Raw genomic sequence first — 23468 nt, 5'->3', positions numbered from 1 at the left:
GAGGAGCATTCGCTGCCGAACCTGACGGTCGTGCGCTGAGCATTGGTGCCATAGGAAACGTATTGCCCCGTGGTGCTTTCCGCGTCGACGGAGGACGTCTCACCATCGGTCGTGCCGGGGATATATCCGGTGACCTTCAGACCCCGGTCTTCGAGCACCGACTTGATGCGCTTGATCTCGGCCGGGCCTTCCTTGCTGGGCCCGGAGAGCAGGAGCAACAATAATTGCCGTGGTCCGTCGTCGTCGGCACCGGCGCAGGCCTTCGGAGAGAATGAGGCACGGTCCTCGGGGGAGAAGGAATCGCCGTCGAGATACGTCCACTTTCCACCGGCTTCTTCGGTAAACTGGGCAATCTCGACATAGAAGTCCTCGCGGATCGATAAGGCGTCGCGCTGGCCGGAGGGGGAGGAAGCTGCCGTAGTTGCATCCATGGGTTCTCCTAGGTTGGGGGTGCAGGCGGTCATGGCCAAGGCGCCGACAAGTCCGAGAGCCAAGATGCCGCCGGTGGTGCTGCGGAGGGTCATCCGATGCCTTTCTAACGGGTGGGTTGATCGCGGTGTGTTTCAGAGCGTTCCCGCATCAGGCCCTCTGCCGTCTGCTGGAGGTGTTCCCCTACCCGGCCAGCTGACTCCTGGGTTCCGTCCACGGCGCTGTTTCCCGCTTCCTGAATCCCATCGATGAAGTAGTTTTGCCAATTGCCGAAATCATCACTCACCGTTTTCCCAGTGCTCTGGATGCTATCGACTCCAAAATTGAACTCGAGGACCGTGCGCACGGCGGGAACATCGATTTTCCACGTCATGTTGCCCCCCTCCACCGCCCGAATGCTCCTTCTTCCGGATTCAGGCTAGAAGAAAGCGCGTTATGGGGCGATGGGGAGAACTACCCATGCGCGGGGTGGGGACTACTCGACCAGCAGGTCCCTGATGTCCTGGGCGGTCATGGCCGAGCCGAAGCCCTCGCCGGCATCCATGACCGAGGAGATCAGCTGCCGTTTGGCATCCTGCAAAGCCACGACCTTCTCTTCGATCGTGTCCTTGGCGACCATCCGGTAGACCATGACGTTGCGGGTCTGCCCGATGCGGTGCACCCGGTCGACGGCCTGGGATTCGGCGGCGGGGTTCCACCAGGGATCCAGCAGGAAGCAGTAGTCGGCCTCGGTGAGGTTCAGCCCGAAGCCACCGGCCTTCAGCGAGATCAAGAACACCGGGGCCCGGCCGGATTTGAATTCTTCGATGACCTCGGAACGCCGTCGGGTGGACCCGTCGAGATAGGCGTAGTCGACGCCTTCGTCGTCGAGCCGGGAGGCGGTCTTCTTCAGGAACGACGTGAACTGGCTGAACACCAGGGCACGGTGGCCCTCGGCGAGCACGTCGGCCAGCTGCTCGAAGAGCACATCGAGTTTGGCCGAGGGAACGCCTTCGTATTCGGGATCAACCAACGAGGCATCGAGCGAGAGCATGCGCAACAACGTCAGGGACTGGAAGATGGTGAACCGGTTCTTGTCCATGTCCTCGACCAGGCGCAGGATCTTCTGTCGTTCGCGCTGCAGGTGGGTGTCGTAGATCTTCCGGTGCTTCGGTGCCAACTCGACATTGAGGACCTGCTCCTGCTTGGGCGGCAGATCGGTGGCCACGGCGTCCTTGGTCCGCCGGAGCATGAACGGGCGGATGCGTCGGCGCAATCTGGCCAACGGCTCATCCAGCCCCTGCTTCTCGATGGGGCGCTGGTAGTTCTCCGCGAAGCGCAGTGCCGAAGGGAAGAGGCCGGGGGAGACGATCGCGAAGATCGACCACAGTTCCATCAGGTTGTTTTCCATCGGGGTACCGGTGATGGCCAGTTTGAAGGCGGCGTCGAGATCGCGGGCCGCGTGGTGGGCCTTGGTGGCCTTGTTCTTCACGAACTGGGCCTCATCCAGGATCAGACCGGACCACCTCTGTGACTGGTAGGCCTCGGAGTCGAGCCGGAAGAGCGTATAGGAGGTGACCACGACGTCGTTCTCCGCAGCGATGGCTGCCAGCGGACGGGCGGCCCGGCCCTGGGTGTCGGCGATGGCGGCCACCCGCAGGTCGGGGGCGAAGCGCGCCGCCTCATCCGACCAGTTGGCCACCACCGAGGTCGGGGCAACCACCAGAAACGGTCCGGGCACGGAGGTGGAGGACGAGGCCGGGGTCCCGGTGGCAGCGTCGGATCCGCCGGTGGCATCGGGGGCGGAATCCCACTGGTCCTTGGCATGGAGGATCAAGGCGAGGGCCTGCACGGTCTTTCCCAGGCCCATGTCATCGGCCAGGACGCCGCCGAGGTTGTTGCGCCACAGCATGGCCAGCCATTCGAAGCCCTGACGCTGGTACGGACGGAACGTTGCCTTCAGCCCGGCGGGCAATGCCGGCGGATCGGCCTCGGCGACATCCAACAGCGAATTCACTCCGGCGTACCAGGAATCGGGGCCCTCGGTGACGGTGGCGAGCTCCTCGAGCTCTTCCCAGAGGGAGGCCTGGTAGCGGGTGATCTGCAGGTCGGAGTTCTTGTCGTTCAGGGTCCCGGCCTCGGCCACGAGGTCACGCAGCCTGTCGAAGAGCTGGTGCTCGAGGGAGAAGTAGGTCTTATCGGGCATGAGCATGCGGCTCTGCCCGCGGGAGAGGGCCCGCAGGACGTCGGCGAAGGGGATGCGGTGCTCCCCGACGGCGACGACCAGGCCGAGGTCGAACCAGTCGCGTTTATCCGATTCAACGGTGGTGACCGTCAGCTCGGGGGACTCGGTCAGCTCACGGTAGGCCGGGGGCTGACCGGTGACCCGGACCTCGAGGCCTTCGACCTGTTCCAGCAGCGGCAGCGACCGGCGGATGAAGTCCACGGTGTCCAGCCCGCGCAGGGTGCGCGGGACCAGGGCGCGACCGGCCAAGGTGGGGGAGTCCTCGACGGCGTGCAGGGCGGCGTCCTCGAGGGCCGATTCGGCCTCGACATCGCGCAGGTCCGCATCCACGGGGCCATGCCCGTAATCGAAGTCCCAGGCCAGCTCGGCGGTGTCCCCGCCGGGGTAGGTGACCTCGAGGATGAGTTTGGGCGGCAGGATCCCCGGCAGCTCGACCGAATCGTCGGCGGCATTGATGGCCAGCCGGCGTCCCAACCGCGGGTAGACGGAGGACATGAAGTCACCGACTTCCTGGGCGGGAACGACGACGGTTTCGGGCTGGTGCAGCAGGGCCACCTCGGCGGCATCGAGCTTCCGTGCGGTGGGCGCCAAGACGATCAGCTCGGCATCCTCCCGGGCCGCGTAGACGCCGTGGTTGCCGATGGCCCCCACGGGGGTCTCGGGGGACAGCTCGAGTTCCTGCCCGTCGAGACTGAGCAGGGGAGTCAGCCCCAGGGCCCCGTCGTCATCCTCCGGATGCCCGGCCGTGAGGGAGACGGAGGCGGTGTCGGCCAGCCGGATGGTGGTGGCGGACCGGGGGCCGATGAGCCGGATGCCCAGGGATTCGGTTTCATCCAGCAACGACCAGAGCAGCGGGGAGGAGAATTCGTCCAGGTAGAGCCAGTCGTTGTCCTCACCGAAGTAGAGCTGCCCGTTGGCGCGGTAGAGCGGGACGAACTGGCAGAACCAGCGATGCTGTTCCTCATCCAGGTTCAGTCCGTAGGTCTTGAAGCTGATGGTGTTCCAGCGCAGGTTGCCCCGGACCCAGCGTCCGTTGCCGGACCGGACCATGGGGCGCACGCCCAGGCGCCAACGGTGTCCGGAATTGTTCTGGTGTCCGACCCCGGAACCGGGAGCCCACTGCCGGTGGGCGACCTGGGTGGTGTCCTGGAGTTCGAACTGCAAGGCCAGGGGCTGGAGCTGGTGGCGGTCCGAGCCGCCCCGGGACCGGGCCCCTGCCCGGGGCTGCGGTGATCCGCTGCGGCCGCCGGCGCTGATCAGCGAATTCAGTGTGTCCTGCCAGGCGGGGACCTTCACCGGGGCAGCGGTGTTCTCGAAGAAGACCCGTTGGGCACGCAGGTGCAGGGTGTTCGAATAGATCAGCAGCGCGGCCGCGTGCTTGCAATGGGTGCCGACCGGGCAACTGCACCAGGTTTCGCCGACCGTCCACTCCCCCTTGCGGTCCACGAGGGCCACCGAGGTGCTGTAGGGCTCCTCCTCGGTGCCGATGACCCGGGCGGTCAGCCGGGGGTCCCCGGCGCTGAATTCCAGGTCCAGGACGTGCTCCGCATTGGCATAGCCCTTCCCACGGGTGAACGCCGCACCACCGACCACACGGAGGATTTCGCGGGCGTCAACGAGGGGAAAATCGGATTCTGCCATCCTCCTATCGTTTCACGTCCCGGCCCCTGCCGACGAACCAGGATGCCGGGCCGCCCGCTGTCGCCGTAGGGTGTGCTCATGAACTCCTCGCCGGCGATGCAGACACCGCCCCGTGAGCTGGACATCGACACGGTCGACCAGTTCGATTCCCGCACGAAGACCAGCGGTGTCCCGATGGCCGGTTGGCATTGCCAATCATTGGATCTGCGTGATCGTGGACGGGCGTTGGAGCGGTCCGACGTCTCCGGTGCCGTCTTCCTCGGCTGTGATCTGCCGCCGGGTTCCATCCCCGGTCTACGTCGCCGCGGGGCCCTGGTCTTCCCCGATCTGCCCGGGCTGCCGTTCGATCCGTACCGCGGCGGGCTCTACACGGCACAGGACCTCTATGCGGGACTGGAGGACCACGCCTACGAGGACACCCCCGATGCGCGCATCTATGCCTGGAGCCGCCACCGGGGTGCCGGTCGGGGCGGACTGAACATGGCCCTGGCCACCACCTTGCACGACCATGCGGTCGGCGTGGCCCTGGAGCAGCTGCTGGCCGGTGCGCACGACGGCGATGCCCCGGGGCGGATCCCCGGCCGCGGGGTGGTCGGGGTGATGGGTGGACACGCGGCCGAACGCGGCACCGCAGGGTTTCGTGACGCCGCCTATCTGGGACGCAGCCTGGCCCGCGCCGGGTTCACGGTCGCCACCGGGGGCGGCCCCGGGGCCATGGAGGCCGCCAATCTCGGGGCCTACCTCGCGGCGGAGGAGGACGAGGTCCTGGAGGCGGCCATCACGCGGCTGGCCGCCGCCCCGTCGTTCCGTCCCTCGATCTCGCAGTGGGCGCGCGCCGCGCTCGCCGTGCAGGAAGACCATCCCCGGGGAACACCCACGGTGGGGATCCCCACCTGGTTCTACGGGCATGAGCCGCCGAATCTGTTTGCGACCCATATCGCCAAGTTCTTCGCCAACTCGATCCGTGAAGACGTGCTGCTCAAGGCCTGCACCGGAGGGCTGGTGGTGCTGCCCGGGGCCGCCGGAACCGTGCAGGAGATCTTCCAGGATGCCTGCGAGAACTATTACGGAACCGCCAGGACCCAGACCCCGATGATCCTGGTGGGCCGGCGGCATTGGACCCGTGAACTGCCGGCCTGGCCGCTCTTGGAATCCTTGGCCGAAGGCCGGGACATGGCAGCGGCCATCCATCTGGTGGAGACCCCCGAGGCGGCCGTGGACATCCTCGCCGGCGGGTGACCGGCCCGCCGGGGGGCCCGGGCCCGGGGCAGGAGCCCCGGAACCCGTCGGCGCAGCGCCCGGTGAGATCCAGAGGATCGGCAGCTGCGCTGGGTAGGCTGGCGCTATGGACTCGAATCCCTATCTCGTGACCCGGCAGCGCCTGGTCCAGGCGCCTCCCGGGGCCATTTTCGAACTACTCGTCGACCCGTCGAAGCATCCGCTCATCGACGGCTCCGGCACGGTGAAGAGCGCCCGGCAGGACGAACCCCAGCGGCTGGCACTGGGCTCCGAATTCGGGATGGACATGCGCCTGGGCGTGGGATATCGGATCCAGAACACGGTGGTGGAGTTCGAGGAGAACCGGCTGATCGCCTGGCGGCATTTCAACGGCCACCGCTGGCGCTACGAATTGATCCCCGCCCCGCGGGGCACGCTGGTGCGTGAGACCTGGGATGCCTCGCGGCTGAAACGTCAATGGCCGCTGAAGGTCATGGGGTTCACTCGCAGCACCCCGGTGAACATCGAACGCACGCTGGATCGGTTGGCCGACTATTTCGACCCCAATACGCCGCGCCCCCCGGAGCCGGAACCACCGCGTCCCTCCCCGCGGAAGCCCCGCGCCAAGTCATTGACCCCCGCCCAGGAGGCGAAGGAGGCCGCCCGGAAGCAGGCCCGCGCCCAGAAGGCGGCGCAGCAGGATGAGGAAGGCGTTGCGGCCCAGGCGGCCAAGGCCGAACGGTTGGTGCTGGCGGAGGAAGCCGAGACCGCCCGTCGGGCGGCCCGGAACGAACGCACCGCCGAGGCCCGCCGCGCCCGTGAACTGAAGGAAACGGAAAAGACCGAGCAGGCCGCCCTGGCCGAACGCGCCCAGGCCGAGAAGGTCGCGGAACAGGAGCGGGTCGAGGCCGAGAAGGCGGCAGAGGCCGCCCGCGAGGAGCAGGCCAAGGCGCAGAAGGCGGCGGAGCTCGAGCGGGCCCAGGCGGAACGGACCGCCGCCGCCGAACGGGTCAAGGAGGAGAGGGCGGCCCGGCAGGAACACGAACGCCGGACGAAGGCCGCGCGGGCCGAGGAGGCCGAGGCGGCGAAGACCCGGAAGAACGCCCCGCAGGTGCCCGTGGAGCCGTTGCCGCCGATCGGGGCGACCCCCCGGCCGTTGACGACGACCCCACGCCGGCCCGCACGCGAGATGATCGCCGCAGCCAAGGCCGGACGGCGGGATGCTCCGGCCCCCGGGCAGGGCACCGAACCGGCCGGCGAGCCGGACACGCAGGAGCCGACCCCGCCCCCGGCGGGGGACCGCCGCCCCGTGGCCGCAGCCCGCCGGATGCGCCGCGCCAGCTGAACGGAAGGGGCCGGGTTCTGCGGGTCCTAGCCGATGTTCCCGCCGAAGAGCAGGCCGAGAACGTAGGTGACCCCGGCGGCACCGAGGCCGATGGCCAGCTGCCGGAACCCGCGTTTGGCCGGGGAGGCGCCGGAGAGCAGTCCGACGATGCCCCCGGTCAGCATCAACGCGACCCCGACCAGGAGCAGGGCCACCAGCAGGGCTGGCAGCCCGCCCATACCGAAGAGGTAGGGCAGGATCGGGACCAAGGCCCCCGAGGAGAAGAAGCAGAAGCTGGAGGCGGCGGCGCCGAAGGCGGAGCCCAGGGCCTCGTGTTCGTCGCCGCCGGTTTCGGTTTCGGGCACCTCGGGTTGCAGGGACAATGAGGGGTCGCAGTCGCAGCTGAAGGTCCCCAGCCGTTCGGCGGCCCGGTGCTCGGCGGCCTCCCGGCTCATGCCGCGGGCCCGGTAGACCAGGACCAGTTCGTTGGCCTGCAGGTCCAGGTCCGGGGCGGCGATGAGCGTGATCTGGGTCGGTTGGGAGGCGGTGAGCAGTTCGCGCTGCGAGCGGACGGAGACGTATTCCCCGGCGGCCATGGACAGGGCGCCGGCGAGCAGGCCGGCGACCCCGGCAAAGAGGACCAGCGCGCTGGACACCCCGGCGGCGCCGATGCCCATCACTAGGGCCAGGTTGGAGACCAGCCCGTCGTTGGCCCCGAAGACGGCGGCCCGGAAGTTGCCGGAGAGCCGGTTGCGGCCGCGGATCGCCAGCCCGCGTACGACTTCCTCATGCACCAGCTCATCGGCGGCCATCTGAGCGGTGGCGTCGGCGTCGCTGTCGTAGGGGGAGGCGCCCTCGGCCCGTTGGGCCAAGGCCAGGACGAAGACCGAGCCGAAGTTGCGGGCCATGAACCGCAGCATGACGCGGCTGAGCGAGGGGCGTGCGGTCTTCCGGGCATGCTCGCCCAGAAGATTGGACCAATGCTCCTGGTGGCGGGCTTCCGCCCGGGCCAGACCCAACAGGATCTGGCGTTCCTCGCCCTCACGGCGTTTGGCCAGGGTGAGGTAGATGGAACCTTCGACGCGTTCGTCGGCCAGGTATTTGCGCCAGCGCCGGATCTCGGCGGGCGTGGGCTCCCTACGCGAGGCCTCCGCGGCTGGCGGATCGGCGTCGGGGGAGGGGGCATCCGGTGTCATTGGGCGTCCTTCAATCGGTTCGTATGTCCCCGCGGTGGTGCGGGACTGCCGGTCAAAGGTCGGTGGGTGGCCACGAGCCTCGGACCGCCAGTGGCGGGCCGAAGGTCTCGTTCGCCCGGCGTGGTGCCGGGTGGAATGCCGGACCGCCGGGAGGGCGGTCGGTATGTCGACAGGTCCTCGTCCACCCGTGCCGGATCAACGATCCAGCGCGGGTGGGGTGTGGAACTACTCCCCTTCAGCCGACCAGCATACCCGAGGGAGCCTCGGCGCGGTCGCGGACGGGCAGGCGTTCAAGGAAGAACACCTGTGCTTCCCCGTCGGGGCGGTGTGCCCGGGGAATACGCACGGTCAGTGCGCAGGAGTCGGATTCCCAGACCGGTCGGCCGGCCGTGTTGGCCAGCGCATGGTCGAGATCCTTGGGGTGGGGCGCGATGAAGCGCTCCCAGTGACCGTCCACGTTGAGGCAGACGGTGCCTAGCATCGAATCGAAAATTGGAAGGACGGAGACGCTTTGCGCCACGGATTTCCTCTCGTGCGTTCTTACCCAACACGTTGTCGTGCGGGCCGCTTCTTCATCCGAACCACCCACGAACCTGGGGTTGGTGCGCGGGTAGTCGGAGCTGTTGCCCGCGTCTCATGAAGCTTTTTGCCAGCCTAACGTGATTGCCGGGGCAACCCAAGCTGTGTTCCACGTCATTCCCGCTGCATCCCAGCGTTGGTGCGGCTAGATTCGTGTTCGACATCTGCTCCCCCGGGAGCACTGTCACCCGGGGGGAACGAGGACGACGCCGGGGCGGGTTCAGGCTTGCTGATCGGCGGAAACGCCCTCCATGTCGACCCGTCCGGCGACCCGATCCGACCAGTGCCGGGCCACTTCCGGGCGGGTCGGCGGGGAGAGCAGGCTGAACAGGACATAGACCACCAACGAGGCGCCCAGACCGTAGTAGATGGGCTCATTGGCGTAGACCCCGGAGAACTTCTCGGTGGACAGTGCCTCCAGGGTGATCATGGTCGTCAGGGTGACCAGGGTCCCTGCCGCCATGGACAGGGCGGCGCCGATGCCGTTCCCGCGCTTCCAGAGCAGCCCGCCCAGGATCGCGACCAGCAGCCCGCCGACCAGGATGTCGTAGGCGATGGTCAGGGCGGCGACGACGTCGTTGACGAGGATCGCCAGGATGATCGCCACGGCCCCGAGGCCCAGGACCCAGTACCGGTTGGCGGCGACGTCGTGCTCGGGGTTGCGCCCGGTGTTGACCTCGATCTCCTTGCCGAACCAGCTGGCGACGAAGGGGGTGACGTCGTTGCGGGCCACGGTGGCCGCGGCGATGAGTGCGCCGGAGGCGGTGGACATCATGGCCGCCACGGCGGCGGCCAGGACGATCCCGCCGACGGCCACCGGAAGCAGGGTCATGGCGACCTCCGCGTAGACGACGTCCTTGCCCAGGGCCTCGATGTCGATGCCGGGCAGGGCGACCCGGGCGGACATGCCGATGATCGCCCCGGCGATGCCGTAGATCACGCAGTAGATGCCGGCGGTGGCTCCGCCCCAGCGGGCCACCTTGGGGGTGCGGGCGGTGAACACCCGCTGCCAGATGTCCTGGCCGATCAACAGGCCCAGGGTGTAGACCACGAAGTAGGTGATGATCGTCTCGGCGCCCAGGCCGCCCCAACTGAAGAATTCATCGCGGGCCCGTTCGGGGATGCCGGCGGAGATTCCCTCGAAGCCGCCGGCCGCCGAGAGGGCGAAGGGCAGCATCAGGGCGAAGACACCGACGGTCTTGATGACGAACTGGACCTGGTCGGCCAGGGTGATGGACCACATGCCGCCGATGGTGGAGTACACGAGCACGATCGCCCCGCCGACGGCGATGGCGAGCCAGCGGTCCCAGTCGAAGAGCACGACGAAGATCGTGGCGTAGGCCCCGGTGGAGGTGGCACAGAGCATCAGCGTGTAGGCCAGCATGACCACCGCCGAGGCGTTGGTGGCGTGTTTGGAGCCGTAGCGCAGGGTGAGCATCTGGGAGACGGTGAAGATCTTCAGTCGTTGCAGCCGCGGGGCGAAGAACATGCTCAGCAGCAGCACCCCGATGCCGATGGCGATGACCAGCCAGGCGCCGGAGAGGCCGAATTCGTAGCCCAGGCCGACGCCGCCGACGGTGGAGGCGCCCCCGAGTACGACGGCGGCCATGGTTCCGGTGTAGAAGAAGGGGCCGAGTCGGCGCCCCGCGACCAGGTAGTCGCTGCTGTTCTTGGTGCGGGACTTGCCCCACCAGCCGAACGCGAGCATCGCGATCAGGTACGCGATGACGATCGCGATATTGATGATGTCCATGGGGAACCTCTGGTCGGAAAAGGGAGGATGATCAAAAAATGATGTTTACAGGTAAACATCTGTTGCCTACTAAGCTAAAGTGATCTGGCTAACAGGTCAATTGGCCTATGCTGTGTGACGTAATGCAGCACCTACATCCATTGTGAAGACCCGGAGTACACCGCCCATGAAGGCCTTGCCCGTCGAGCCCAGCAACGCCCCGATTGCCATCGGTTCGAAGATCCGGGCGGCGCGTCATGCCCAGCGTATGACGATTGAACAGGTGGCTGAATCGACCGGGCTGACCAAGGGCTTCCTCTCCCGGGTCGAACGCGACCTGACCTCGCCCTCGGTGGCCTCGCTGGTCACGTTGTGCCAGGTCCTCTCGGTGTCGGTGGGGGAGCTGTTTGCCCAGCCCGAGACCCATGTGGTCCGTTTCGATGATGCCCCGCGGATCTCGTTGGGCGGGCACGGCATCATCGAACGCCTGGTGACCAGTCGGTCGGAGAAGCGGCTGCAGGTCATCCGCGCCGTCATCGAACCCCATGGGCAGGGCGAGGACGAACTGTATTCGGTGGATTGCGAGGTCGAGGTCCTGCATGTGGTCTCCGGGCGCTTCATCATCATCTTCGCCAATGAACGCTTCGAGCTCGAGGGCGGCGATTCGGTCACCTTCCCGGGCCGCGAACCGCATTCGTGGATCAACCCCACGGAGGAGGAAGCGGTGGTCCTCTGGACGCTGGTCCCTGCCGCGTCGAGGTAGCCGGGTTCAGCCGACATGGACCCACGGGCGTCGCTGCAGATCCGGTTCGGCCTCACGGAGCACCTCACGGGTCAACGGGGCGATCTCCCCTTGCCCCAACAGCAGGAAACCCAGCAGGTTGCGCACCGGTGAGCCCTCGGTCCAGCGGAAGTACAGATGCGGCATGATGCCGTATTCGTCGCGGATGCCCAGGCAGATCGCCGCCAGTGCCGTGCGGACCGAGGGGGCGGTGGCCTCCAGGACCGCATACCCGTGCCGCAGCGTGCCGCGGACCAGCACGTCCTGGGCGAAATCCGAATAATCACCGATGCCGATTTCGATGAACACCGGCTTCGCCGTGACCGGCAGGTGGCTGGCCGTGCGGGCATGCTGGAGCTTATGGCGATAGCGTTCGGCGCTGAACCTGACCGGCTCGTGGGCGATCAGGTTGACCGAGGAGGCCTCGGCGGCGGCACTCAACAGCGTGTGGGCCGCGACGTCGAAGGAAACGGTCGTGGCCCGTAGTTCCGTGGAACGGCGGAAGCGGGAAATGAAGGAGACGAAGAGGATCGCGATGATGAACAGTGCCGCGATCCGCAGCCCGTCGGGACGTTCGATGACGTTGGCGACCGTCGTATAGGTGAACACGAGGACGACGAGCGAGAACAGGGCGCTGCGCAGGGGTTGGCCCCGACGGTGGGCGGAGATCGCCACGGCGACCGCCGCGGACGTCATCAGCACCAGGACCCCCGTGGCGTAGGCGGCGCCCTGGGCGTCGACGCTGGCGTCGAAGGCGAGGGTGACGGCGGCGGCGATCAAGGCCAGCACCAGCACCAGCGGGCGGTTGGCCCGGGCCCATTCGGGGGCCATGCCGAAGCGGGGTAGATAGCGGGGGATGAGGTTGAGCAGGCCGGCCAATGCCGAGGCGCCGGCGAACCAGAGGATGAGGATCGTCGACAGGTCGTAGAGGGTGCCGAAGCCCTGACCGAGCTGCTCATGGGCCAGATAGGCCAGGGCCCTGCCGTTGGCGGCCCCGCCGGGTTGCAGGGCGTCGGCGGGGACCAGCCAGGTGGTGACCACGCAGGAAACGACCAGCAGCACGCTCATGGTCACCGCGGCGGTCGTCAATAGTTTCTTCGCCCCGGCGATCCGCCCCTCGGGGGCCGCCTCGGTGTCGTCGGCGCGGCCACGGATCTGCGGCATGACGGCGACCCCGGTCTCGAAGCCGGAGAGGCCCAACGCCAGCTTGGGGAAGACCAGCAGGGCCATGGCGATCATGAGCCAGGGACTGGCATGGCTGCTGCTCAGTGTCGTCCACCAATCACCGACGGGTCCGGGGGAGGCCGCGACCCGGACCAGGCTGGAGGCCAGGACGACGACGCTCAAGGCCAGGTAGAGGCCCACCAGGAGGACGGACAACGAGATGACTTCGGTGAAACCGCGCAGGAACAGCAGGGTCAGCAGGGCCAGCAGCACCAGGGTGATGGCCACGTTCTGGCCGCCCAGAAATGCCGGGGCGAAGGGGTTCTCGATGATGTGGGCGGTGGCATCGGCCGCGGAAAGCGTCATGGTGATCATGAAGTCCGTGGCGGCGAACCCCAGCAGCACCAGGACCAGCACCTTGCCCTTCCAATGCGGCAGCAGTCGTTCCAGCATGGCGATCGAGCCCTGGCCGTGGGGGCTTTCGGAGGCGACCCGGCGATAGATGGGCAGCGCGGCACCGAGGGTGACCGCGACGAGGACCACGGTGGCCAGGGGAGCCAACACCCCGGCGGCCAGGACGGCGATGGCCGGCTGGTAACCCAGCGTGGAGAAGTAGTCGAGCCCCGACAGGCACATGACCTTCCACCAGGGCTGGCCGGCCACCCGGGAGGGGCGGTCCTGCCAGGGGGCCTCGGGGTGGGCGACCGCCGAATCCATGAGCCAGCCACCGAGGCGCCCGCCGGGCGCCGAAGCGCCCGCGCGGCCGCCCGCGCGTCGAGGGCCTGCTGCACTGCTCATGAACCCGAACACTACGCCTGCCGGGGGCCTGTGAGGGGTCCGGGATCATCACGGTCTGGACCTTTCGGGCGGAACCTCGCCGGGCGTCTTGACTGTGCCACACACCACAAATAGCATGGAAGGCAACGAAAGTATCTTATTAGGCAACCATGGGCGGGATCGTTCAGGGGGCCCGTCGAGAAGGAGCAGCATGGAAGAGATCCGCGTCGAGGCCAATGGAAAGATCGGCCCCATCGATTCATCGAAGATCCCGCGCTTTGCCGGACCGGCGACCTACGCCCGTCTGCCGCGACTGGACCAGGCCCCGGAGGCCGGCATCAAGGTCGTCGGGGTCCCCTTCGACGCCGGGGTCTCCTACCGGCCCGGGGCGCGGTTCGGTTCCAACCATGTCCGGGAGTCCTCCCGCCTGCTGCGGCCCTACAACCCCGCCATGGACCTCTCCCCGTTCGAAGAGGTCCAGGTCGCCGATGCCGGGGACATGGCCGTGAACCCCTTCAACATCAACGACGCCATCGAAACGATCCAGCAGAACGCATTGGACCTCACCGCCGACGGCTCGACGCTGATGACCATCGGCGGGGACCACACCATTGCCCTGCCGTTGCTGCGCGCCGCCTCCGAGCGGGCCGGGGAACCGGTGGCCATGCTCCACTTCGACGCCCACCTAGACACCTGGGACACCTACTTCGGGGCCGAATACACCCACGGCACCCCGTTCCGCCGGGCCGTCGAGGAAGGGATCCTGGATACCGAGGCGATCTCCCATGTGGGAACCCGTGGACCGCTGTACGGTAAGAAGGACCTCGAGGATGACAAGCGCTTCGGCTTCGGCATCGTGACCTCCTCGGACGTCTACTACCAGGGGGTGCGTGAAATCGTCGATAAGCTGCGCGACCGCATCGGCAACCGGCCGCTGTACATCTCCGTGGACATCGACGTGCTCGACCCGGCTCATGCCCCCGGCACCGGCACCCCCGAGGCCGGCGGCATCACCAGTCGCGAACTGCTGGAGATCCTGCGCGGGATGCGCGGGATGAACCTGGTCGGAGCCGACCTCGTCGAGGTGTCCCCGGCCTACGACCATGCCGAGATGACCGGCATCGCGGCCTCCCACGTCGCCTACGACCTCGTCTCGCTGATGGCGGATAAGCGAACCACCGAGCAGAAGGATTCCTAAGTGCCCGACACCCTGCAGAACACCCCGGAAACCTCCGGGAACACCGCACCGCGCAACGGCGGCGACCTGGCGATCGAGACCCTGAGCGGACTCGGGGCCCGCACGGTCTTCGGCATCCCGGGCCAACACGCCCTGGGCCTGTTCGATGCCCTGTCCCGGTCGGACCTGGACTTCGTCTCCTCCCGGGTGGAGAACAACTCGGCCTTCGCCGCCGACGGCTACTCCCGCGCGACCGGTGAGGTCGGCGTCCTGTTCCTGTCCACCGGCCCCGGGGCCCTGACCTCGCTGGCCGGTCTACAGGAGGCCTATGCGACGGGCGTGCCGATGGTCGTCATCGCCAGCCAGATCCCGTTGGACGGCCTCGGGGCCCGACGCAAGGGCATGCTCCACCAGCTCGACGACCAGAAGGCCTCCGCCGCGAACGTCACCAAATCCCAGCGCACCGTCCACCACGCCTCGGGGATCCCCTCGGCGATCCAGGACGCCTGGTCCGACGCCATCACCGTGCCGCAGGGGCCGGTCTGGGTCGAGGTCCCGCAGGACGTGCTGCTCTCCGAGGTCTTCGTCCCGCCGGTGGTCGACGCGCTCGCCGAAGCCTACGAGCACCCCCCGCGGGTGGAACTGATCGAGGAAGCGGTCCGCTGGCTCGGCCAGGCCCACCGTCCGGCGATCGTGGCCGGTGGCGGTGTCCGCCGGGCAGGGGCCCAGGCCGAGCTGCTGCGCGTGGCCGAACAGCTCCGCGCCCCGGTGATCTCCTCACCCGGGGGCAACGGTGCCTTCCCGTGGGAACACCCGCTGAGCCTGCAGTCGTGGATCGAGGACCGTCACACCACCGAGGTCCTCGAGGACGCCGACGTGCTGATCGTCATCGGCTCGGCGCTGGGCGAAGTCACCTCCAACTACTTCACCCTGGCCCCGCGCGGACGCATGATCCAGATCGACGCAGAACCCCGGGTGCTGGAATCCAACAGCCCGGCACTGGGCATCCGTGCCGACGCGAAAACCGCCCTGCGCTTCCTCTCGGACGCCCTGGAGGTCCAGCGCACCACGGGAGCCGGACGCGACGCGGAATCCGTCGACTGGCACGGAAAGACCCCCGAGCAGGTCGTGGCCGAGACCCTGGACCTGGTGAGAGCACGCCTGGACGCCCAGGATCTGGGCATGGAACGGCAGTTCATGGCGGACATCCGGGCCGCCGTCCCGGCTACGATGCAGACCTTCTGGGATATGACGATCGCCGCCTATTGGGGGTGGAGCTGCTGGGATGCCCGCGAGGGCGGGTTCCATTCGGCGCAGGGTGCCGGCGGCCTGGGATATGGGTATCCCGCGGCCATCGGTGGTGCCGTCGGTCTTGCGGTGGATGGGAAAACCGGGATCGATGGGCGCGTGTTGGCCGTCTCCGGCGACGGTTCGGCCATGTACTCGATCGCCGAGCTGGCCACCGCCAAACAGCACCACACGGCGGTGACCTGGCTGATCGTCGACGACGGGGGCTACGGCATCCTGCGCGAATACATGGAAGGGGCGTTCGGCAAGGCCACGGCCACCGAGCTGTCCCGGCCTGACTTCGTGGCCCTGGCGGAGTCCTTCGGTATCCCGGCGCGAGCCGTGGCCCCCGAAGACATCGCCCAGGCCCTGGAGGAATCCTTCGCGGCGGATGGCCCGAACGTCATCGTGGTCCAGACCCTGCTGAAGATGTTCGCCCCGACCCACCTGGACTAAGCGTCCGGGAAGGTCCCGGGGCGGCAATGACCGATGTCACTGCCGCCCCGAAGCCCCCCGGTAGTAGGGTCGTGAACCGATCCCACGACGGAAGCAGGCCATGGAAGAACGCACGAGCACCCCGGACCAGGGCGCCGCCACGGCGCCGCCGCCCACCGGCACGACCCCGGTTCCCGGATATCGGCGGATGGGACATCCCCGGGTATCGGGTTCGGTGGTCGGCGCGGTGGGCGGCTGCGCTTTCATCGTCGTCAATACCCCGGCCCTGGACGGGCCGTGGGCCCTGGGCCTGCGGCTACTCGGGCTGGCCGCCCTCGGACTGTGGGTCTGGGCGGTGCTGCTGCGGCCCCGGCCGCTTCCGCCCCACCCCCGGCCGGACCGGACCGGTGGGATCGTCTATTTCGGCGGGTTGATCGCCATGTTCGCGATCATGTTCATCGGGATCCGCTGGCTCGAAGCCGCAGGGCGCGAGGGCCTGGAACCGGCGGTGGTCGCCCTGGCCGTGGGCGCACATTTCCTGCCCTATGCCCGGGCCTTCGCCGCCCCGATATTCCTCTGGCTCGGCTCGGTCATGGTGGCGCTGGGGATCGCCGGGCTGGCCCTGGGGCTGACCAGCACCGTGGTGGCCGCCCCGGCAGCGGCAGTCGCCGCCGGCTTCGTACTGCTCATCGGCAGCGCCGTCGACGCGCTGGGCGTCTGAACGGGGCGTGGATCAGTCGGGGATCTCGGTATCGGCCAGTGCTGGACCCCGCACCACCAGCACCGGGCAGAAGGACCGGGCGATGCAGGCCGAACTGACCGAGCCCATCAGCAGCCCGACGAATCCTCCGCGGCCCCGACGACCGACGATGAGCATATCGGCCTCCTTGCTGGCCTCGATCAGGGTCGGCCGGGCACTGCCCTGACGCAACCGGATGCTCACGTTCTCCGGGATCTGCGGTCCGTAGGCCTCCTTCAAGGCGGCCGCGACCGTGTGTTCGACGCGTTCGGAGAACCCCTCGATGCCCATGACTTCGTACCGTTCGGGCATCGGCGGGTAGTCCCAGCAGGCGGTCGCTTCGATCCGTGCGTTCAACCCGACGGCGACATGCCGGGCCTGACGCAGCGCCTCCACCGATGAGGCGGAACCATCGACTCCGACAATGACCAATCCCTGGCGTTCTTCTGCCATCACAACCTCCGATCCCTCCCCGTGCGGGGAGGCTCCTGGCCTTCCAGCTTATCGTCGACGGCTTGCTGTACAGCTAGCGCAGGACCACGGTCCTGTTCTCCAGCAGGAACACCCGGCCCTCACAATGCCACCGCACGGCGTTGGATAGCGCCCGGCATTCGGTATCTCGTCCGGCCGCGACCAGATCCGCGGGGGAGAAGGTGTGGTCCACGTCCTGGACCTGTTGGGAGATGATCGGCCCCTCGTCCAATTCGCTGTTCACGTAATGGGCGGTCGCCCCGACCGTCTTCACCCCGCGGGCATGGGCCTGGTGGTACGGCTTGGCCCCCTTGAAACTGGGTAGGAAGGAATGGTGGATGTTGATGGTGCGCCCGGTGAGTTGGCGGCTGAGCTCATCGGAGAGGATCTGCATGTAGCGTGCCAGGACCACCAGTTCGACGTCGTAGTCCTCCATCAGTTCCAGCAGCCGGGCCTCGGCCGCCGGCTTGGTGTTGGCGGTGACCGGAACGTGGTGGTAGTCGATGCCATGCCATTGAACCAGCGACTGGTGGTCGAGGTGGTTGGAGACGACGGCGACGATCTCCACCGGCAATTCGCCCATGCGTGAACGATAGAGCAGGTCGTTGAGGCAGTGCCCGAATTTGGAGACCATCACCAGCACCCGGCGCTTCTCGTTCAGCGGGCGTAGGCTCCACTGCATCCCGTACGTGGCGCCGAGTTCGGAGAAGGCCCCACGCAGGCGCTGGAGTTCGAGCTCCGGATCCAAGGCGACCCGCGGGGAATCCGGGCCCGGACGGCTGACGAAATGCACCCGCAGGAAGAACCTGCCCTCATGGAAGTCGTCGAATTGACGCAACTCATGGATGTCCCCGCCATGGTCGAGCAGGAACCCTGACACCGCATGGACGATGCCCGGTCGTTCGGCGCAATCGAGGCTCAGGACGAATTCGTGCATGGGGGAGTCGGAGGCCTGGACCATGGGTTCCTGCTTTCTGGAAAGGGAGGGCTGCTCAGCACTCGATGACGTTCACGGCGAGTCCGCCGCGCGAGGTTTCCTTGTACTTATCCTTCATGTCCGCCCCGGTCTGACGCATCGTTTCGATGGCCTGATCCAGGGTGACCCGGTGTTCGCCGTCACCGTGGCGGGCCAACCGGGCGGCGTTGATGGCCTTGACCGAGGCGATGGCATTGCGTTCGATGCACGGAATCTGCACCAGCCCGCCCACGGGATCGCAGGTCAGCCCCAAGTTATGCTCGATTCCGATTTCCGCCGCGTTCTCGACTTGTTCCGGGGTGCCGCCCAGCACCGCGCAGATGCCCGCCGCAGCCATCGAACAGGCCGACCCGACTTCGCCCTGGCAGCCGACCTCGGCGCCGGAGATCGACGCGTTCTGTTTGAACAGGATGCCGATGGCCGCGGCAGTGAGCAGGAACGTGACGATCCCGTCCTCGTCCGCGCCGTCGATGAACCGCGCATAGAAGTGCAGCACCGCCGGGATGATGCCGGCGGCCCCGTTGGTCGGCGCCGTGACGATGCGCCCACCCGAGGCATTCTCCTCGTTCACCGCCAGGGCGTAGAGGTTCACCCATTCCATCGCCCACAGCGGGTCGGCCGGTTCCAGCCCGTTGATGCGGCCTTCCGCCTCCTGCTGGCGCAGCTTCTCCCGCAACTCCGGGGCACGACGGCGGACCTTCAGCCCGCCGGGCAGCACCGGCTCGGTACGGGTGCAGCCGTTTTCCACGCATTCCTCCATCACCGACCAGATGTGCAGCAGGGCGGCCCGGGTTTCCGCCTCGGGCCGCCAGGAGTTCTCGTTGGCCATCATCACTTCTGCGATGGACAGTCCGGAGGTCTGGCAGGCGGCCAGCAGCTCGCCGCCGGTGTTGAACGGATGCGGCAACGGGGTCTCGTCGGAGACGAGCTGGTCGGCTTCAGCCGAGACGTCGTCGACCACGAACCCGCCGCCGATGGAGTAGTAGGTGCTCTGACGGATCGTCGCCCCGTCCGCCCCGAAGGCCTGGAAGACCATGCCGTTGGGGTGGGCGGGCAACGACTTGCGCCGGTGCAGGACCACGTCACGTTCATCGTTGAATCCGATATCGGCGCCACCGCCCAGCGGCAGCCTCCCCTCGCGGAGGCAGGAGGCCACCAGCTCCCCGGCGATGGCGGTATCGACCGTCGCCGGATCATGTCCGGCCAACCCGAGGATCACCGCCTGATCGGAATGGTGGCCGATGCCGGTGGCCCCCAGGGAGCCGAAGAGTTCGGCCTTGACCCGGGCCACCGAGGACAGCAGGGAGTCCGCGGCCAGCCCGGCGGTGAACCGCCGGGCCGCCCGCATGGGACCGACCGTATGGGAGGAGGAGGGACCGATTCCCACCGAGAACAGGTCCAGGGTGCTCAGTGCCATCAGGCCACCTCTGCCGCCGAGAACTCGAGCATGGCATCGAGCAGCCAATGCACCATGTAATCGGCGAAGGAGGCGCGCGGCATGATCCGGAACGTGTCCTCCTGCGTCTTCCACAAGATCACCGGCACGGGGCCGATGGTCGTGGTGACGGCTGAACCGGTGGCGAAGACCGAGGGGTGCATATCGAAGTGGCACCCCTTCTCCAGGACCGACCGGGCCGAGGGGCCCGAGAGTTCCAGCGTGGTGCGGTTCCCCGACAGGTCCACGACGGAGCCGGGCAGGGCGCCTTCGCCGTCGCCCAGCAGCTCGGCCAGGGGAGCGGCGTCCACGCTGTCCGGGGGCCCGACGAGCAGGAACTCATCAGGTCCCTGCCACAGGACCGCGCGGTCCTGGTCGCCGCCGACCTCGCCCACGCGCTGCGGCAGGGAGAGTCCCAGCGCCGACTCCATGACCCGGGCGGTGGCCGACCCCGGCACGACCCGCAGGCCGATCTGGGTCAGGAACGGCAGTTCACGCAGGGCGACGCCCCGTTCACCGGCGACGGAGCCGGCGGCCATGTCCCGGGCCAGATAACCGACCGGGCTGGTGCGCAGCGCGGCGACCTCCTGGCTCACGGAGGGTGCTTCCAAGGTGTTCTCAGCCATCGCGACGGCTCCCTTCAGGGTCGTAGAGGATGGGGGATGCGATTTCGACGTCGACGAGTTCGCCGTCCAACAGGGACTGCACGACCTCGCCCATGCGGTTGCGGCCGTTCTTGACCAAGGCCAGACCGAAGGTTCGGCCCAGGGCCGGGCTGCGGTAGCTGGAGGTCACGTGGCCCTCCATGGGCACCGGACCCTGCTGGGGGGTGATGGGTGTTCCGGAGGTGACCAGCTGCGCCCCTTCGGGCAACAGCGTGGTCTTGTTCACCGGCAGCACCCCCACCAGATGGTGGCGGTCCTCGCGGGCCGTATCGGCACGGGCATAGGAGCGCTTGCCGATGAAGTCCTTGAGTTTGGAGACCACCCAGTCCATGCCGGCGTCCTGCGGGGTGACGGTCCCGTCGGTGTCCTGCCCGACGATGATGAACCCCTTTTCGGCGCGCAGCACGTGCATCGTCTCGGTGCCGTACGGGGTGATGTTGAATTCGGCGCCGGCCGCGGCGACGTCCTCCCACACCTTGAGTCCGTACCAGGACGAGACGTTGATTTCGAACGCCAGTTCACCGGAGAAGGAGATCCGGCAGATCCGTGCCGGGATCCCGCTGGCCAACGTGGTCTCGCGGAAGGCCATGAACTTGAAGTTCTCGTTGGTCAGGTCCAGATCGGGGGCCAGCTTGGCGATCACGGCGCGGGACTTGGGCCCGACGACGGCGACCGTGGAGTACTGCTCGGTCACCGAGGTGCACACCACATCCAGCTCCGGCCACTCGGTCTGCAGCCATTCCTCGAGCCAGTCCAGGATCTTCGCCGCCCCACCGGTGGTGGTGGTCATGAAGTAGCGGTCCTCTTCCAGCCGCAGGGTCACCCCGTCGTCATAGATCATCCCGTCGGGGGTGCACATCAGGCCGTAACGGCCCATCCCGTTCTTGAGCTTCTTGAACCCGTTGGTGTAGATCCGCCCGAGGAACTCCCCGGCGTCGCGGCCACGGATCTCGATCTTGCCCAGGGTGGTGGCGTCCTGGAAGCCCACGGATTCACGGGTGGCCGCGCATTCACGCTGCACCGCGGTATCCATGTCCTCGCCGTCCAGCGGGAAGTAGCGCGGACGCTTCCACTGGCCGACGTCCTCGAACACCGCCCCATGGGCCAGATGCCAGGGGTGGATGGACGTCAACCGGGCCGGGTCGAGCATTTGTCCGCGCTGGCGGCCGGCCAGGGCGGCGAAGGCGACCGGGGTGTAGGGCGCCCGGAACGTGGTGGTGCCGATCTCCCCGAGCTCCTCGATGCCCAGGACGGCGGCGATGACGCCGATGGCGGCCACGCCACTGGTTTTGCCCTGGTCGTTGGCGGTGCTGATCGAGGTGTAGCGCTTGATGTGTTCCACCGAGCGCATGCCGGCCCCGGTGGAGCGGACGACGTCGGCGACCGTCTGGTCGCGTTGCAGGTCCACGAAATGGGTGTCCCATTCGCCTTCGCTGCCTCCGGTGCCATGGACCAGCCACAAGGGCCGGGACGGGGCGATGTCGCAGGCCGCGGTCGAGGCGGCGGCGACGGAAGCCGAATGCCCGACGGCGGCGATGGCCTCGCCACCGGAGGCATGGCCCTCGGACAGGCAGGACGCCAGATCGTAGGAACCGTTCAAGGCGCCGGCCGTGTGCATGTTCTTCAGCGGCTTGCCCGGCACGAAGGCCGCGAGCTCCTGGTTCCAGGCGACCTTGCCCTGGCGCTGGCTGTAGAGGTGCACCACCGGGCTCCACCCGTTGGAGACCGCCAGCAGGTCCGCGTCGATCTCTTCGGCGGTGCCGGTGGCCTGACCGTCATGGTCCACCGCGGTGACGGTCACCGAGGCGACGCGGCCCGACCCGTCGGCGGCGGTGTCCACCACGGCGGAGCCCAGCAGCGAGCGGACGCCGGTGGCCGCCAGGACCTTCGAGGCTTCGGCCGAGGCCTCGGTGCGGGAGTCGACGACCGCGGCGACGACGACGCCGGCCGCATGCAGGTCGGCGACCGTGGCGTAGGCGGCGTCGTTGGTCGTGGCGACCACGACCCGGGAACCGGCGGCGACGCCGTAACGGTTCAGGTAGCTGCGCACCGCGGAGGAAAGCATGACGCCGGGGCGGTCGTTGTTGGCGAAGACCAGCGGACGCTCATGGGCGCCGGTGGCCAGCACGACCTGCTTGGCCCGGATATGCCAGATGCGTTCGCGGGAGACCCCGGCCCCCGGATCCTCGGCCAGGTGGTCGGTGCGCCGCTGGACGGCGATGATGTAGTTCTCGTCGTAGGCGCCGAAGGCCGTGGTGCGGTTCAGATAGGTGAACTCCTGGCCCCGGCCCAGTTCCTCGGCGGTGTCCGCGGCCCACCGGGCGGCGGGGGTGCCGTTGATCTCCTCGGTGCTGGAGGAGAGCAGCGATCCGCCCGGATCCGGCTGTTCGTCGATGAGGATCGTGCGCGCCCCCGAGTCCGACGCCTGGCGGGCGGCGGCCAGCCCGGCGGGGCCGGCGCCGACGACGAGCACGTCGGTGTGCACGTACTTGCGGTCGTAGTAGGCCTCGTCACGGCGTGGATCCATGACCCCCAGACCACTGAGGTAGTTGGCCTTCATCCCGTCGGTCACGTGGGTGACCGTGGCCGGGAGCATGGACTCGTCGACCTGCCCGGCGAAGCGGGAGGCGACGGTGATCAGGGCGTTGGGCTCCTCGACGCCGGCGGCCAGGATGCCGCGCGGGCGGTTCAGGTACAGCGAGTTGCCGCAGCCGATCCGGCCGGCGGCGAGGGCGGCCGAGGCCACCGTGTCACCGGGGTGGGCTTCGAGGGCCCGCCCGTCGAGGGTGAGGCTGATGGTCCGGGACCTGTCGATGCCGTGGCCCTGGACCTGGTCGGCGCCGAGGCGGCCTGCCAGCGGCGCTGCGGGCTGGGTGGGGCTCATCGTGTTCCTCCTTCGGGGGTGTTCTGCCGTGCGTGGATCAGCTCGGGGGAGGCGATATCGGGTCTCGGCTCGTTCAACTGGTAGATGGCTTGGATTTCATAGGTGGAGGTGTCCCGCAATGCGTTGAACCATTTGCGGCAGCCGGCGGCGTGGTTCCAGCGTTCGGCGAAGATGCCCTTGGGGTTCTTGCGGTAGAAGAGGTAGCGCGACCATTCGCTGTCGGTCAGCTCGTCCGGGTTCTCCGGATAGGCGACATGGGCCTGGCCGCCGTAGTGGTATTCGGTTTCATCGCGTGGCCCGCAGTTGGGGCATTCAATGAGCAGCATGGGAAGTC

General features: G+C 67.9%; 19 protein-coding genes and 1 riboswitch. Of the genes, 6 read left to right on the top strand and 13 right to left on the bottom strand.

Going from position 1 to position 23468, the window contains the following annotated elements:
* The 3 genes from ACT3UE_RS03525 to ACT3UE_RS03515 all read right to left on the bottom strand — a co-directional run.
* On the bottom strand, positions 1–431 hold a 431-nt coding region (locus ACT3UE_RS03525), incomplete at its 3' end, for a hypothetical protein (protein WP_444555553.1).
* A 104-nt stretch (positions 432–535) separates the two neighbouring features.
* Positions 536–802 (bottom strand): hypothetical protein, encoded by a 267-nt coding sequence (locus ACT3UE_RS03520; protein WP_444555552.1) that lies wholly within the window; start codon positions 800–802, stop codon positions 536–538.
* A gap of 102 nt (positions 803–904) precedes the next feature.
* On the bottom strand, positions 905–4294 hold the full coding sequence (locus tag ACT3UE_RS03515; RefSeq protein WP_444555551.1) for a DEAD/DEAH box helicase: 3390 nt from the start codon (positions 4292–4294) through the stop codon (positions 905–907).
* Between the two features lie 78 nt (positions 4295–4372).
* Between ACT3UE_RS03515 and ACT3UE_RS03510 the strand changes: the two genes are divergently transcribed.
* Together ACT3UE_RS03510 and ACT3UE_RS03505 are read left to right on the top strand one after the other, a co-directional pair.
* Positions 4373–5533, top strand: a complete 1161-nt coding sequence (locus ACT3UE_RS03510; RefSeq protein ID WP_444555550.1) for an LOG family protein — start codon at positions 4373–4375, stop codon at positions 5531–5533.
* A gap of 106 nt (positions 5534–5639) precedes the next feature.
* A complete protein-coding gene (locus tag ACT3UE_RS03505; RefSeq protein ID WP_444555549.1) occupies positions 5640–6857 on the top strand; it encodes a hypothetical protein in 1218 nt (405 codons plus the stop codon).
* 26 nt (positions 6858–6883) lie between these two features.
* On the opposite strand, the gene ACT3UE_RS03500 is transcribed toward ACT3UE_RS03505, so the two are convergent.
* The 3 genes from ACT3UE_RS03500 to ACT3UE_RS03490 form a co-directional block, all read right to left on the bottom strand.
* A complete protein-coding gene (locus ACT3UE_RS03500; RefSeq protein WP_444555548.1) occupies positions 6884–8032 on the bottom strand; it encodes a VIT1/CCC1 transporter family protein in 1149 nt (382 codons plus the stop codon).
* Between the two features lie 235 nt (positions 8033–8267).
* On the bottom strand, positions 8268–8513 hold the full coding sequence (locus ACT3UE_RS03495) for a hypothetical protein (protein ID WP_444555547.1): 246 nt from the start codon (positions 8511–8513) through the stop codon (positions 8268–8270).
* 50 nt (positions 8514–8563) lie between these two features.
* Positions 8564–8674, bottom strand: a riboswitch (SAM riboswitch).
* A gap of 157 nt (positions 8675–8831) precedes the next feature.
* Positions 8832–10364, bottom strand: a complete 1533-nt coding sequence (locus ACT3UE_RS03490) for a sodium:solute symporter (protein WP_444555546.1) — start codon at positions 10362–10364, stop codon at positions 8832–8834.
* Positions 10365–10530: 166 nt separating this feature from the next.
* On the opposite strand from ACT3UE_RS03490, the gene ACT3UE_RS03485 reads away from it, so the two are divergent.
* Positions 10531–11106, top strand: coding sequence for a helix-turn-helix domain-containing protein (locus ACT3UE_RS03485; protein ID WP_444555545.1), 576 nt, complete (start codon positions 10531–10533; stop codon positions 11104–11106).
* Between the two features lie 6 nt (positions 11107–11112).
* Here ACT3UE_RS03485 and ACT3UE_RS03480 read toward each other — a convergent pair whose 3' ends face one another.
* Complete coding sequence (locus ACT3UE_RS03480; protein WP_444555544.1) at positions 11113–13086, bottom strand: amino acid transporter; 1974 nt, start codon at positions 13084–13086, stop codon at positions 11113–11115.
* A 190-nt stretch (positions 13087–13276) separates the two neighbouring features.
* Here ACT3UE_RS03480 and speB point away from each other — a divergent pair, with 190 nt between their 5' ends.
* From speB to ACT3UE_RS03465, 3 genes are all read left to right on the top strand, one after another.
* Positions 13277–14263: an agmatinase gene (gene speB, locus ACT3UE_RS03475; protein WP_444555543.1), complete on the top strand. Its 987-nt coding sequence runs from the start codon at positions 13277–13279 to the stop codon at positions 14261–14263.
* Positions 14264–15985 (top strand): thiamine pyrophosphate-binding protein, encoded by a 1722-nt coding sequence (locus ACT3UE_RS03470; RefSeq protein ID WP_444555542.1) that lies wholly within the window; start codon positions 14264–14266, stop codon positions 15983–15985.
* A gap of 100 nt (positions 15986–16085) precedes the next feature.
* Positions 16086–16685 (top strand): hypothetical protein, encoded by a 600-nt coding sequence (locus tag ACT3UE_RS03465; RefSeq protein ID WP_444555541.1) that lies wholly within the window; start codon positions 16086–16088, stop codon positions 16683–16685.
* Positions 16686–16697: 12 nt separating this feature from the next.
* Here the strand turns inward: ACT3UE_RS03465 and ACT3UE_RS03460 are convergent, their stop codons facing one another.
* The 6 genes from ACT3UE_RS03460 to ACT3UE_RS03435 all read right to left on the bottom strand — a co-directional run bounded on the left by ACT3UE_RS03460 (position 16698) and on the right by ACT3UE_RS03435 (position 23460).
* Entirely contained in the window at positions 16698–17156 is a 459-nt protein-coding gene (locus ACT3UE_RS03460) for a universal stress protein (protein WP_444555540.1), read from the bottom strand.
* A gap of 73 nt (positions 17157–17229) precedes the next feature.
* Positions 17230–18135, bottom strand: a complete 906-nt coding sequence (gene purU, locus ACT3UE_RS03455) for a formyltetrahydrofolate deformylase (protein ID WP_444566272.1) — start codon at positions 18133–18135, stop codon at positions 17230–17232.
* Between the two features lie 31 nt (positions 18136–18166).
* Positions 18167–19567, bottom strand: coding sequence for an L-serine ammonia-lyase (locus ACT3UE_RS03450; protein ID WP_444555538.1), 1401 nt, complete (start codon positions 19565–19567; stop codon positions 18167–18169).
* Entirely contained in the window at positions 19567–20211 is a 645-nt protein-coding gene (locus ACT3UE_RS03445; protein WP_444566271.1) for a sarcosine oxidase subunit gamma, read from the bottom strand. The genes ACT3UE_RS03450 and ACT3UE_RS03445 overlap by 1 nt, the downstream gene beginning before the upstream one ends.
* Positions 20204–23134, bottom strand: a complete 2931-nt coding sequence (locus ACT3UE_RS03440) for a sarcosine oxidase subunit alpha family protein (RefSeq protein WP_444555536.1) — start codon at positions 23132–23134, stop codon at positions 20204–20206. Before ACT3UE_RS03440 ends, ACT3UE_RS03445 begins: the two co-directional genes overlap by 8 nt.
* Complete coding sequence (locus tag ACT3UE_RS03435) at positions 23131–23460, bottom strand: sarcosine oxidase subunit delta (protein WP_444555535.1); 330 nt, start codon at positions 23458–23460, stop codon at positions 23131–23133. Before ACT3UE_RS03435 ends, ACT3UE_RS03440 begins: the two co-directional genes overlap by 4 nt.
* Positions 23461–23468: the final 8 nt, after the last annotated feature.

Origin of the sequence: Arthrobacter sp. 179, from assembly GCF_052379645.1 — a bacterium.
Lineage (GTDB): Bacteria > Actinomycetota > Actinomycetes > Actinomycetales > Micrococcaceae > Arthrobacter_H.
The sequence above is the reverse complement of the archived record's forward strand: the minus strand, read 5'-3'. Positions and strand labels throughout refer to the sequence as shown.